Here is a 13,184-nt window from a genome sequence, read left to right as displayed (position 1 = left end):
AACGTCATTCTGGGTGGACTCAAGGGTGCGGAAGACGCCCCGCGCCCCCTTCAGGCACGAAACATGGCGGCCGCGTGAAGCCTGCGCAACCCGCGGCCCTTTCCTGCAAGGGTCCCTTGCGGCTATATGGGGCCGCATCACGACGGCCGGCCATGGTCCCGATAGTCTTTCTGTTGAACGGTCCCAACCTCAACCTTCTTGGCAAGCGTGAGCCACAGGTCTATGGCCACGAAACCCTGGAGGACGTCCGGGCCCTTGCCGAGGAGCGTGCCGCGGCGCATCGCCTGACGCTCGACTTCCGGCAGTCGAATCACGAGGGCGTGCTGGTCGACTGGATCCACGAGGCGCGGGAGAAGGCTGCCGCCATCATCATCAATCCCGGTGCCTATACCCATACCTCGATCGCCATCCTGGATGCCCTGCTCGCATCCGAACTGCCGGTGGTCGAACTGCACCTGTCGAACGTCTTCCGGCGGGAGCCGTTCCGTCACCATTCCTATGTCAGCCTGGCCGCGCGCGGCCTGATCTGCGGCTTTGGCGCCCGGGGCTACGCCCTGGCGGTCGACGCGGCGTCGGGCCTCATCGGCCAGCCCAAAGCCTGAGGTTGCGATGGCCAAGATGAATGTCGATACCGCGCTGATCCGCGAGCTTGCGGCCCTGCTGGACGAGACCAACCTGACCGAGATCGAGGTCAGCGAGGAAGGCCGCTCGATCCGCGTCGCGCGCCAGGGCGGCCCGGTCGTCGCCGCTGCACCGGTGATCGCGGCGGCGCCTGCGGCGCTGGCGGCGCCGGTCGCGGTAGCCCCGGGCGGCGCGCCCGCGGTCGAGGCGGGGACCGTCACCTCGCCCATGGTCGGCACGGTCTACCTGCAGCCGGAACCGGGCGCCCCGCCTTTCGTCAGCGTGGGCGACACGGTCGCCAAGGGACAGACCCTGCTGATCGTCGAAGCGATGAAGACGATGAACCCCATTCCGGCTCCCCATGCCGGCCGGGTCGAGAAGATCCTGGTCGCCAACGGCCAGCCGGTCGAATACGGCGAAGCCCTGCTGGTGGTCCGGTAAACGTCGATGTTCGACAAGGTCCTGATCGCCAACCGGGGCGAGATCGCGCTGCGGATCCATCGCGCCTGTCGCGAGATGGGGATCGCGACCGTTGCCGTGCACTCCACGGCCGATGCCGACGCCATGCACGTGCGCCTGGCGGATGAGAGCGTCTGCATCGGGCCGCCGCCCTCGGCCAAGTCCTATCTCAATGTGCCGGCGATCATCGCGGCTGCCGAGATCACGGGCACCGACGCCATCCACCCGGGCTATGGCTTCCTGTCCGAGAACGCCAACTTCGCCCAGATCGTTGAGGAGCACGGCTTCACCTTCATCGGCCCGCGTCCAGACCATATCCGCATGATGGGCGACAAGATCGTCGCCAAGCAGACGGTGCGGACGTTGGGCATTCCCTGCGTGCCCGGTTCCGACGGCGCCGTCGAGAGCGAGGCCGAGGCCAAGCGCCTGGCCGCCGACATCGGCTATCCGGTGCTGATCAAGGCCTCGGCCGGCGGCGGTGGGCGCGGCATGAAGGTGGCGCGCGACGAGTCGCAGCTGGGCATCGCCCTGTCCACCGCCCGGTCCGAGGCAAAGGCCGCGTTCGGTGATGATTCCGTCTATATCGAGAAGTACCTGGAACGGCCGCGGCATATCGAGATCCAGGTGATCTGCGACGGCCAGGGCGGCGTGGTTCATCTGGGCGAGCGCGACTGCTCGCTGCAGCGACGTCACCAGAAGGTCCTGGAGGAGGCACCCTCCCCCGCCCTCAACACGGCCCAGCGCGACGAGATCGGGGAGATCGTCTCGGACGCGATGCGCAAGCTGGGCTATCTCGGCGTCGGCACGGTCGAGTTCCTGTTCGAGAACGGCAAGTTCTACTTCATCGAGATGAACACCCGCGTGCAGGTCGAGCATCCGGTGACGGAGGCGATCACCGGGGTCGACATCGTGCGCGAGCAGATCCGCATCGCTGCCGGCTCGCCGCTGTCCTTCGCGCAGAGGGACGTGACGTTCGAGGGCCATGCCATCGAATGCCGCATCAATGCCGAGAACCCGCGCACCTTCGCCCCCTCGCCCGGGCGGATCAACGACTATCACCCACCCGGCGGGCTGGGCGTGCGGGTCGATTCGGCGGTCTATGCCGGCTATCGCATCCCGCCCTATTACGACAGTCTGATCGGCAAGCTGATCGTCAGTGGCAGGACCCGCAACGAATGCCTGATGCGGCTGCGCCGGGCGCTGGAGGAATATGTCGTGGGCGGGGTGGAAAGCACGATCCCGCTGCACCTGCGGCTGATCCAGGAACCGGATTTCGTGAACGGGGACTATCACATCCACTGGCTGGAAGAGCTGATCGCCGCCCAGGACAAGTAACCGGATCCAGGGCCGACAGAGGACAGGGCCACACGTCGCAGGCATGGCACCGATGACCCGGATCACCCCGGAACTCCTGCTCGATGCCTATGCGCGCGGGATCTTCCCGATGGCGGAGCACCGGCGGGACGACCGGCTCTACTGGGTCGATCCGGAGCGCCGGGGCATCCTGCCCCTGGCCGATTTCCACGTGCCGCGCAGCCTGGCCAAGGTGGTGCGGCGCGAGCCCTATGTGATCCGGATCGACACCGCCTTCGAGCAGGTGGTCGAGGCCTGCGCCGAGCCGGCCAAGGGGCGGCGCACCACCTGGATCAGCCATCGCATCGTGCGGCTCTATTCGGCGCTGCATGCCAAGGGCCATGCCCATTCGATCGAAGCCTGGGATGGCGATACGCTGGTCGGCGGGCTGTACGGCGTGCGGCTGGGCGCGGCGTTCTTCGGCGAAAGCATGTTCAGCCGCGCCGACGACGCCAGCAAGATCGCCCTGGTCCACCTTGTGGCGCGGATGAAGGCCGGCGGCTTCCGGCTGCTGGATACCCAGTTCGTGACGCGCCACCTGGGCCAGTTCGGCGCGATCGAAGTACCGCGGCCGCAATATCTGGGCCTGCTGCACGCAGCCCTGGCCGAACAGGCGGACTTCTTCGCCCTGCCTCAGGGACTGCCGGGCGCCGCCATCCTGCAGTCGATCACCCAGACGTCATAGACCGGGTGTTCCAGGGACGACAGCGCCGGGCTGGACGCGAACATCCAGCCCGAGAAGATCGGCACCGGTCGCTGGTCGGGCTGGATCTCCGCGATTTCCAGGAAGGCGGCTGATTCGGGCGCCTCCTCGACCGGCTTCTCGCGGCAGGCGCGCGACGTGATCGCCAGAGAGCCGAAGCGCACGGTGCCGTCTGGCGGCACCTCGATCGTGGTGATGCGGCCTGTCACCTTGTCCAGCGCCTGCAGCACGGTGACGGCGGCCCCTTGCGTGACCGGCTGGTCCTCCGCCTTGGGCGCCTCCGCCGGAGGAGCCGGCGCCGCCGGTTCGTCCGGCACCGTCTCCTCGGGCGGCAGCTGCTCCCCCGGCAGCGAATCGCCGCCCGGGGACGGTGCCGCCGGATCCTGGGCCAGGACGGGTGTCGTCAGGGACAACAGGGCAAGCAGGGCCAGGCCCGCCAGGGCGCGCACGCAACGGATCATCGGCATCGGGTTTCCAGGCGCCCCGCAGCGTGGGGCAGGCAAGGCGGCAGTATCGCTGCCGAACATGGCAGGGTGATGGTCGCCGCGGGGCCAGCCGATCAGGGCGCCCCGGCCGGCGCGCCCAGGCCGGTCTCGCCAAGACCACCCTCGGGCGCGGGTGCGGCGCCATTGCCGCCGGGCTTGTCGCTGCTGCCGAACACGGCATGCCCGATCAGCGTCATCAGGTCGATCGAACCCTGGGTGAAGCGGACTTCGCCACCCGGCGCCAGGTTCTTGTCGCTGCCGCCGGGCTCGATCGCGATATAGGTGCCGCCCAGCAGGCCCTCGGTCGTGATGCGCGCCGACGAATCGTCCGGCAGTTCGATGCCCTGCTGGATGTTGAGGCCGACGATCGCCTGGAACGTCTTGTGGTCCAGCGTGCTGCTGGTCACCTGGCCGATCTTGATGCCCGACAGCTTCACGTCGGCCCCGGCGGCAACGCCGTCGACGCGATCGAACCGCGCGACCAGCGCATAGCCGCTGCCGGATGCGCCGCCCGTCGTGCTGTAGGCAAAGGCGACGAACAGCCCCGCGATCACCAGGACCACGGCGCCGATCAACGTCTCCAGGATGTTACCGCCCATTCTTAAACTGCCCCACGCTCATGCCGCCACTCAGGACGGCGTCCAGGCTTCATAGTCGCCGGTCGCACGGGGGCGTGCGGCCTCACCCACCAGACTGCCGGGTGGGCGCCAAGCCTCGTCCGTGCCGGTGCGGTTGGGCAGGTGGTCCTTCTCCCACGGCTTGACCGGCAGCGGCCGCTCGCTGGGCGGCGCGTCGCTGAGCCGGTGCAGCCACGCATGCCATTCCGGCGGAATGCGCGAGGCCTCGATGTCACCATTGTAGATGACCCAGCGCTTGGCGCCGTTCCGCTCGCGGTAATAGGTGTTGCCCTGGGCGTCGGTGCCGACCTTCTCACCCCGACGGCGCGTGAACAGGGCGGTGCCCAGCGTGCTGTCGTGCCACCAGGTGAGCGCGTGGAGGAGGAAGCTCTTCAGGGCCATCGTCGCGGCTTGTTCAGGAACGGCGCGAACTATGGCACCGTGACCTGCCTGCGTCCAGTTCTGCGGATGGCGGCCGATTCTGCCGAGTTGGCAAGCGCAAAGCGTACGCACCGCGCTAGATCAGGTGTGTCGCCAGGTGTTGCGCCACTACATCTTGACGTCCCCGCCCCGCTCGGCCCACCATCTGCGTCCAGCACAAGGGGGCATGAGTGATGCGGATCGAGCGGCGATTCACGACTTCGGACAAAGGCGCCTACGCGGACATCGCGTTCCGGACGACCGCCAGCGAGATTCGCAATCCCGACGGATCGATCGTGTTCCGCGCGGCCGACATCCAGGTCCCCGCCGAGTGGAGCCAGGTCGCCAGCGATGTGCTGGCGCAGAAATACTTCCGCAAGGCCGGCATCCCTGCCGTGCTGAAGCCTGTTCCGGAGGACGGCGTGCCCGCGTGGCTGTGGCGCCACGAGGCCGATGCCGAGGCGATCGCGAAGCTGCCCAAGGACGAGCGCACGCGCGGCGAGTCGAAGGCGGTTGAGGTCTTCGACCGGCTGGCCGGTACCTGGACCTATTGGGGCTGGAAGGGCGGCTATTTCGACGGCGAGGGCGATGCCCGCGCCTTCCGCGACGAACTGGCGGCGATGCTGGCGCGCCAGATGGCGGCACCGAACTCCCCCCAATGGTTCAACACCGGCCTGCATTGGGCCTATGGCATCGACGGTCCCGCCCAGGGCCATTTCTACATGGACGAGACGAAGGGCGAGGTCGTTGCCTCGACCAGCGCCTATGAGCGGCCGCAGCCCCATGCCTGCTTCATCCAGGGGATCGAGGACGATCTGGTGAACGAGGGCGGCATCATGGACCTGTGGGTCCGCGAGGCCCGCCTGTTCAAGTACGGCTCCGGCACCGGCTCCAACTTCTCCGCGCTGCGTGGCGAAGGCGAGAAGCTCTCGGGCGGGGGCAAGTCGTCGGGCCTGATGAGCTTCCTAAAGATCGGCGACCGGGCCGCCGGGGCCATCAAGTCGGGCGGCACCACGCGCCGCGCGGCCAAGATGGTCGTGGTCGATGTCGATCATCCCGACGTCGAGGCGTTCGTGTCGTGGAAGGTGGTCGAGGAGCAGAAGGTCGCGGCCCTCGTCGCCGGTTCGAAGCTTGCCGAGCGCCACCTCAACCAGATCCTGGGCGCGATTCACGGGGCCGAGGGCGAGGAGCGCTTCGACCCGCGCCACAACAGGGCGCTGAAGCAGGAGATCATTGCCGCCCGCAAGTCGCAGATCCCCGAGGCCGCGATCCAGCGCGCGATCCAGGTCGCCCGCCAGGGCCATAGGAGGATCGAGTTCGAGACCTATGACACCGACTGGGATTCGGCCGGCTACCTGACCGTCTCGGGCCAGAACAGCAACAATTCGGTGCGCGTCACGGATGCGTTCCTGGACGCTGCCGAGGCCGGGGCCGACTGGAACCTCACCTGGCGCACGACGGGCAAGGTCGCCCGCACCGTGAACGCCAGCCGCCTTTGGGACAGCATCGCGGAGGCCGCCTGGGCCTGCGCCGACCCGGGCCTGCAGTACCACGACACGATCAACGACTGGCACACCTGCCCGCAGTCGGGACCGATCCGCGCCTCGAACCCGTGCTCCGAGTACATGTTCCTGGACGACACGGCCTGCAACCTGGCGTCGATCAACCTGCTGCAGTTCCGCAAGGACGACGGCACGTTCGACGTGGACGGCTTCTCTCACGCCTGCCGCCTGTGGACGGTGGTGCTGGAGATCTCGGTCGCCATGGCGCAGTTCCCCAGCCGCCGCATCGCCGACCTGTCCTGGCGCTTCCGCACGCTGGGCCTGGGCTTTGCCAATATCGGCGGCCTGCTGATGGCCAGCGGCCTGCCCTATGACAGCGCCGAGGGCCGCGCCGTGTGCGGCGCCATCTCCGCCCTGATGACCGGCACGTCCTATGCGACCTCGGCCGAGATGGCGTCTGAGCTTGGCCCCTTCCCCGGCTATGCCGAGAACCGCGCCGACATGCTGCGCGTGATCCGCAACCACCGCCGCGCCGCCCATGGCGAGGTGGCCGGCTATGAGGGCCTGCGCACGCTGCCGGTGGCGCTGGACCATGGTGCGCTGAAGGACGCGGCCCTGGCCGCCGCGGCCACGGCGGCCTGGGATCTGGCCCTGGCCCAGGGCGAGATCCATGGCTTCCGCAATGCCCAGGCGACGGTGGTCGCGCCGACCGGCACGATCGGCCTGGTCATGGATTGCGACACGACTGGGATCGAGCCCGACTTCGCGCTGGTGAAGTACAAGAAGCTGGCCGGCGGCGGGCACTTCAAGATCATCAACCGCGTCGTGCCCCAGGCGCTCGCCTCGCTCGGCTATGGCGACAACGCGATCCGCACCATCGTCGACTATGCCGTGGGCCACGGCACGCTGGACGGCGCGCCGGGCGTCAACCATGCGGCGCTGCAGGCGCGCGGCTTTGCCAAGGCGCAGATCGACGCGATCGAGCAGTCGGTCAAGACCGCCTTCGACATCCGTTTCGCTTTCAACCGCTGGACCCTGGGCGACGACTTCTGCACCCGCGTGCTGGGCCTGAGCGAGACGCAGCTGTCGGATGCCTCGCTCGACCTGCTGAGCGCCATCGGCTTCACGAAGCAGGAGATCGAGGCCGCCAACACGTTCTGCTGCGGGACGATGACGCTGGAAGGCGCGCCCGGCCTCGACCCCGCGCACCTGGCGGTGTTCGACTGCGCCAGCCCCTGCGGCCGCACTGGCACCCGCTACCTGTCGTGGGAGAGCCACATCCTGATGATGGCGGCGTCGCAGCCGTTCATCTCTGGCGCCATCTCCAAGACGATCAACATGCCGAACCAGGCGACGATCGAGGACTGCAAGCAGGCCTACATGATGTCCTGGCGCCTGGCGCTGAAGGCCAATGCCCTCTACCGCGACGGCTCCAAGCTGAGCCAGCCGCTGGTGGCGCAGATCCTGGAGGAGGAAGCGGAGGAGGACGAGCAGACGGCCGCCGCCCGCATCCCCCTGGTGGCCGAGCGCATCGTCGAGAAGATCATCGAGCGCGAGCGCATCGTGGAGCGCCGCGCGGCACGCGAGCGCCTGCCCAACCGGCGCAAGTCCTATGTCCAGAAGGCGACCGTGGGCGGGCACAAGGTCTATCTCCACATGGGCGAGTACCATGATGGCCGCCTGGGCGAGATCTTCATCGACACGCACAAGGAAGGTGCCGCCTTCCGCAGCCTGATGAACAATTTCGCGATCGCCATCTCGCTCGCCCTGCAGTACGGCGTGCCGCTGGAGGAGTTCGTGGAGGCCTTCACCTTCACCCGCTTCGAGCCGTCCGGCATCGTCGAGGGCCATGACGCGATCAAGATGTCGACGTCGATCCTCGACTACATCTTCCGCGAACTGGCGATCTCGTACCTGGGCCGCAGCGACCTTGCCCATGTCGAGCCGGACGACCTGCGCCACGATGCGCTGGGCGACGGGATCGAGGAGAGCGCCCTGCCGGTGCGGGAGGCGGCCATGCCGACCATGATGGACGACCGCCACCAGACGACGGCCTTTGCCTCGGCCGGCTTCGTGCGCAGCAACCTCTACGTCCTCCAGACGCAGCGGGCGGCGGCGGGCGGTGGGGCCGCGGCGGCGGTGATGGCCAGTGGCGGCGGGGGCGGCACGACCACCCTGTCCCGTCCTGCCGCCACCGCGCAGCAGCGCGCGGCCGAGGCCCGGATCAAGGGCTATGAGGGCGATGCCTGCGGCGAGTGCGGCAACTTCACCCTGGTGCGCAACGGCACCTGCATGAAGTGCGACACCTGCGGCTCCACCAGCGGCTGCAGCTGACGATGTGAGTCTCGAAGGGTGTTCCAATGGCCAAGAACACAGGCAACGATTTTCGCAGGGGCGCAGTGACCGGACGGGCCCAGTTTGAGAGGGACGACGGTCATTGGCAAAAGCGCGACGAACGTAGCGGCCGGTTCATGGAAGTGAAGCAAAGCGATGGCCCCTTCAAAGGCGTCGCGAAGGAGCCTGACGGTCGGGACACCAAAAACTCCTAGAGCCTTATGAAATTGGGGCAGAGGCGCTAGAACCTCTACACCCTACGTCCCCCGGTTTATCCGGGGGACCCATGGACTGACCCGTCAAGCAGGCGGAACCGTTGGCCCATGGATGCCCCGGATAAACCGGGGTACGTAGGAAGAGTGGGTTGGAGCGGTTCGCCCGGGCACTAACCAATCCGGAATCCCGGCGCCCCTTGCGGGTCCGGGCGGTGCGTCCGCTGCCCTGGACGCATCGCCCGTGATGGCGGTCCCCGACCCGGACCGCCGCGCCGGTGATGTCGTCACCCTTTCGCCGCCACCGCGTCGTTGAACAGCGCCAGCAGGCGGTCGGCGATCTGCTGGTACTGGCCGTCGAAATGGTGGCCGCCCGGCATTTCGATCCGGGTTGCGGCGTCCATCGTGGCGGAGCGGCAGGCCGAATCGGCTTCCGTCTCCTCGCTGCCGAAGACGCAGGCCAGGCGATAGCCCGACAGCCGCGCCACTTCCGGCCCCGTCGCGATGGAGTCGGAGCTCGAACTGCCCCAGAACCCCTCCGCCGTGATCTCGAAATCGGCGCGCGGGGCAAAGCCGATCAGCGACACCAGGCGGATCGACGGCTTCAGGTCCGGCGCCAGGCGGTTCAGGGCGGCGGGCAGGACGTCGGCGCCGAACGAATAGCCGGCCAGCAGCACCTGCGTCTTGCCCCAGCGCTTCATGTAGGTGCGCAACGTCCGGCCCAGGTCGTCCGCCACCTCCTGCGGCGTGCGCCGCGACCAGAAGTACTGGAGCGAGTCGAGGCCCACGGTCGCGATGCCTTCCGCCTGGAAGCGCTCGCCGATCTGCCGGTCGATGTCGCGCCAGCCGCCATCACCCGACAGGATCACCGCCAGGATCGGCGACTCGCCCTGGGCTGGCAGTTCCACCAGCGGCAGGTCGGTCACCTCAGCCGGTAGGCTGGGGTCGGTCAGGATGGCGGAGACCTGCGCCTCCACCCGGTCCTCCTGCTCGGCCCCGACATCGAGCGGACGCCACACGCCCTGCAGCGACGCCGCCGGGGGCAGCCGCAGGGTTGCCCCGTCGCGGACCGCATCCGGTGTCATGCAGGGCGGCAGGCGGTCCTGCACGACAGGGTCGAAGCCGATCCCGACCGCGCCGGCAAAGGTCGCGGGCATCGCCTCGGACAGGGCGGCATAGGCCAGGCGCGCGCCGGCGCCCGACCCGACCAGCGCCGGCGGGCGATAGCGCGCGACACCATGCGCCCGCTGGATCTGCTGGCTCAGCCGCTCCAGGTCGCCCATCACCCACAGGCAGGTATCCGCTGGCTTGGCCTGCGCCAGCAGATGGCCCGTCAGGCTGGCGCTGTCGACGCCGATCACCAGGCGACGCCCATGGCTCAGGCGGCGGGCCAGCGAGTCGTCGGCGGTCGTCCAGCCACCGGCATCCGACAGGACCAGGACGGCACTGGTGGCGTTGCCCGGGTCGACCACGCGCACCGTGCCGGCCTGGTGGTCGACCAGCCGTGCCACCCGCACCGCCGGTGGCATCAGGAGCAGGAACCCGGCAATCGCCACAGCCGCGATCACCCCGGCCAGGGCCAGGCGCAGGCGGCCGACCATCCGGCGCCCGCTCACCGGTCGTCTCCCTCGGGCCGGCGGCGGATCAGCGCCGCGGCATCGGCCAGGACCAGCGCCGGCGCCAGGCCTGCGGGACAGGCCAGGTAACGCGGCTCCCAGTCGGGCTGGAACTTCTGCTTATAGGCGCGCAGGCCCCGGAAGCCGTAGAGCCGCTCGCCATGGGCATAGAGCAGGGCTCCCAGGCGTTGCCACAATGGGGCGCTGCGCCGCGTGACCAGCCCCGACAGCGGCGCCATCCCCAGGCTGAAGCGCCGGAACCCCGCCGCCTTGGCCCAAAGCAGCATGTGGATGAACAGGTAGTCCATGGTGACCGGCGACAGGTTGGGCACGAAGCGCATCAGGTCCAGCGATGCCTCCGTCCCCGGTGCCGCCTGCCACAGATTGGCAAAGGCCACGATCTGGCTGCCCACGCGGACCGTCGCAATATCGAAGTTCGCGAGATAGGCGCGATCGAAGGCGCCAAGCGAGAAGCCCTTCTCCGTCGCGCGCTTGCCCTCGAGCCAGGCGTCGGAGACCTGGCGCAGGGCCGCCATGTGCGCGGGGACTTCCGCCCGGGGGATGACCTCGAAGCACAGGCCGTCCCGTTCGCCCCGGTTGGCCGCATAGCGCAGGTCGCGGCGCCTGGCGCCCTCCAGCGAGAACGCCTCCAGGTCGATCACCGCCTCCTCCCCCATCTTCACCAGGGTCAGGCCGATATCGACATAGACGGGCAGGCACTCGGCCATCACTTCGTAGAAGGCGGCCACGCCGCCATGACGGTCGACCAGGTCGCGGAACTCCCACAGCAGGTCGGCGAATTCCTCTTGCGCGCCGACGGGATCCCCCATCGCGATCCAGCTGCGGCCATGCACGCCGTACATCAGGAAGGCGCCGCCACGGGGCGAGAACAGCAGCGACTTGTCGCGCATCAGGGCCAGGTTGGCGCGGGTGTCGGGGCTGCGGCCGGCAATCGCGCGGGCCCGCGCGATCTCCTCCGGGCTGGCGAGGCGGATGCGCGGCGGCGGCGGCTGCAGGAGCAGGGCCAGGCCCAGGATGCTGGCGCAGATCCCGGCGGCCAGCAGGGCCCGCATGGCCCGTGGCGCCTCCGCCGACAGCTCAACCTGCCACCACAGGTCGCGCTCGTAGCCCACGTTCTGGTAGGCGAACAGCAGGATCGCCAGCGTGCCGATCAGCACCGCCACCACCGCCGCGACAAAGCCCGCGTCGGGGCGGAGCGACAGCAGGCGCGCCGGCCGGAAGAACTGTCGCCGGGTCGCCAGCAGAACGCCCAGAACGGCCGTCAGCACGGCCGCCTCCTCATAGTCGAAGCCCTTGGCCAGCGAGACGACGGCGCCCACCGCGCACAGCAGCGCGGCCAGCGCCAGCGCGCCCGACAGCCGCCGGTACAGGCCATAGGCCAGGACCAGCAGGCCCAGGCCGACGATGCTGCCCACCAGATGGGACAGTTCGACCAGGGCGACGGGCAGCACCGCCCCGACCGCATCCAGCCGCGACTCCAGGGCGGGCGTCGCGCCCGACACCAGCAGGACGACGCCGCCGGCGAAGACCAGCACCGCCACCAGCATCGGCACCATCGGCGCCAGGAACGCTGGAATGCCACGGACCAGGCGAAGCGGCAGGCGCTGGGCCCGGACCTCGCGCAGGCCCAGCGCCAGGCCCGCCGCGATCAGCGGCAGGACGTAATAGATCGCACGGTACAGGACCAGGCCGCCGGCCACCGCGTCGGTTGGCATGAACGGACCCAGGCCCAGCAGGATCACGGCGTCGAACACGCCGATGCCGCCCGGCACGTGGCTGACCAGGCCGGCGACCAGGGCCGCGCAATAGATCGCCAGGAAGCCGGTAAAGGCCAGGTCGTGGCCGCCCGGCAGCAGGACCCACAGGACGGCGGCGCTGGCGACCAGGTCGACGGCGGACACCACGAGCTGCGCCGCCATCAGCGAGGCCGGGGGCAGCGGCACCGTCCAGCGCAGGATCCGCAGGCTGCCCCCCCGGACCGCGGCCAAGGTCAGGCCGGTTGCCACTGCCAGCATGACCAGCGCCGCGGCCAGCCGCACATCGCCCGCAGAAACGTGCAGCAGGGGTGCCACGGCACTGGGCGCCAGCAGCAGGCCAAGGCCGCCGACGATGCTGAGCCCGACGGCAAAGGCCATGCCACAGAAGGCGATGATGCGGGCAATGCGCCCGGGCCCGACGCCGGCGGCGGCATAGAGACGGTAGCGCACCGAGCCGCCGCTGATCAGGGCGAAGCCGACCGAGTTGGAGATCGCGTAGGAGACGAACGAGGCAAAGGCGACGGTCCGATAGGGCAGCTTGACGCCTGCCCAGCGCAGGGCCGACACGTCATAGAAGGTCAGGGCCAGGTAGCTCAGGCCGGCAAGGCCGACTGCCCACAGCACCGCGCTGCCCGGCAGCGTGCGGATCTCGCCCATCACCTGGTCGAAGTCGATCTCCGCCAGGAGCAGGCGCACCGCATAGAGCGCGAGGCCGAACAGGGCCAGGGCCACGATCGGCGTGGCGTGTGCCCTGGCCCAGCCGAGCATGGTTGGACGCGCTCGTGCAACCGGCCGCGCTTCGCCATCGCGCATACCGGACGCTTCGTCCAGTCGTTCCGTCATTGTCATGTCCCAGCACCCGAAGGACCACCTGGGGCCAGGATCTAGGCCTGTCCGCCTGTCGCCGGGATCAAAGGGCCATGAATTCGCGTTCATGCTCCGGGCACGGGCGGGTCGCCGGTCGCGACGCGCCAGGCCGGTCTGCATGTCGAAGTTTTAATCTGCGGCACATCCCGCGATCAGCCCTGCCTCCCTAAGTAGAGGGGCATCAGGCGGCGGCCCGCCACGGACCGCCCGCCCACAG

The 13,184-nt window shown here is 69.1% G+C and carries 10 protein-coding genes; 5 read left to right on the top strand and 5 right to left on the bottom strand.

Going from position 1 to position 13,184, the window contains the following annotated elements; genetic code table 11:
* Positions 1–152 precede the first annotated feature (152 nt).
* The 4 genes from aroQ to aat are packed head-to-tail and all read left to right on the top strand — an operon-like array spanning position 153 to position 3,118.
* Positions 153–602, top strand: a complete 450-nt coding sequence (gene aroQ, locus ACI6GS_RS16020) for a type II 3-dehydroquinate dehydratase (RefSeq protein ID WP_439814451.1) — start codon at positions 153–155, stop codon at positions 600–602.
* 7 nt (positions 603–609) lie between these two features.
* Positions 610–1,062: an acetyl-CoA carboxylase biotin carboxyl carrier protein gene (gene accB, locus ACI6GS_RS16015; RefSeq protein WP_439814450.1), complete on the top strand. Its 453-nt coding sequence runs from the start codon at positions 610–612 to the stop codon at positions 1,060–1,062.
* Positions 1,063–1,068: 6 nt separating this feature from the next.
* Positions 1,069–2,415: an acetyl-CoA carboxylase biotin carboxylase subunit gene (gene accC / locus ACI6GS_RS16010; RefSeq protein ID WP_439814449.1), complete on the top strand. Its 1,347-nt coding sequence runs from the start codon at positions 1,069–1,071 to the stop codon at positions 2,413–2,415.
* 52 nt (positions 2,416–2,467) lie between these two features.
* Positions 2,468–3,118, top strand: coding sequence for a leucyl/phenylalanyl-tRNA--protein transferase (gene aat / locus ACI6GS_RS16005; protein ID WP_439814448.1), 651 nt, complete (start codon positions 2,468–2,470; stop codon positions 3,116–3,118).
* Here aat and ACI6GS_RS16000 read toward each other — a convergent pair.
* The 3 genes from ACI6GS_RS16000 to ACI6GS_RS15990 form a co-directional block, all read right to left on the bottom strand.
* Positions 3,067–3,603 carry a DUF2155 domain-containing protein gene (locus ACI6GS_RS16000; RefSeq protein WP_439814447.1) on the bottom strand — a complete coding sequence of 179 codons (537 nt, stop codon included), beginning with the start codon at positions 3,601–3,603 and terminating at the stop codon, positions 3,067–3,069. The genes aat and ACI6GS_RS16000 overlap by 52 nt on opposite strands.
* Positions 3,604–3,695: 92 nt before the next feature.
* A complete protein-coding gene (gene mlaD, locus ACI6GS_RS15995; RefSeq protein WP_439814446.1) occupies positions 3,696–4,220 on the bottom strand; it encodes an outer membrane lipid asymmetry maintenance protein MlaD in 525 nt (174 codons plus the stop codon).
* A gap of 30 nt (positions 4,221–4,250) precedes the next feature.
* Positions 4,251–4,640, bottom strand: a complete 390-nt coding sequence (locus ACI6GS_RS15990; RefSeq protein WP_439814445.1) for an NADH:ubiquinone oxidoreductase subunit NDUFA12 — start codon at positions 4,638–4,640, stop codon at positions 4,251–4,253.
* A 212-nt stretch (positions 4,641–4,852) separates the two neighbouring features.
* Between ACI6GS_RS15990 and ACI6GS_RS15985 the strand changes: the two genes are divergently transcribed.
* Positions 4,853–8,494, top strand: a complete 3,642-nt coding sequence (locus tag ACI6GS_RS15985) for a vitamin B12-dependent ribonucleotide reductase (RefSeq protein WP_439817984.1) — start codon at positions 4,853–4,855, stop codon at positions 8,492–8,494.
* A 499-nt stretch (positions 8,495–8,993) separates the two neighbouring features.
* On the opposite strand, the gene ACI6GS_RS15980 is transcribed toward ACI6GS_RS15985, so the two are convergent.
* Positions 8,994–10,322 (bottom strand): virulence factor family protein, encoded by a 1,329-nt coding sequence (locus ACI6GS_RS15980; protein ID WP_439814444.1) that lies wholly within the window; start codon positions 10,320–10,322, stop codon positions 8,994–8,996.
* Positions 10,319–12,943, bottom strand: coding sequence for a bifunctional lysylphosphatidylglycerol flippase/synthetase MprF (gene mprF, locus ACI6GS_RS15975; protein ID WP_439814443.1), 2,625 nt, complete (start codon positions 12,941–12,943; stop codon positions 10,319–10,321). The genes ACI6GS_RS15980 and mprF overlap by 4 nt, the downstream gene beginning before the upstream one ends.
* Positions 12,944–13,184: the final 241 nt, after the last annotated feature.

Source organism: Zavarzinia sp. CC-PAN008 (assembly GCF_051903925.1).
In the GTDB taxonomy this organism is placed as follows: Bacteria; Pseudomonadota; Alphaproteobacteria; order Zavarziniales; family Zavarziniaceae.
The sequence above is the reverse complement of the archived record's forward strand: the minus strand, read 5'-3'. Positions and strand labels throughout refer to the sequence as shown.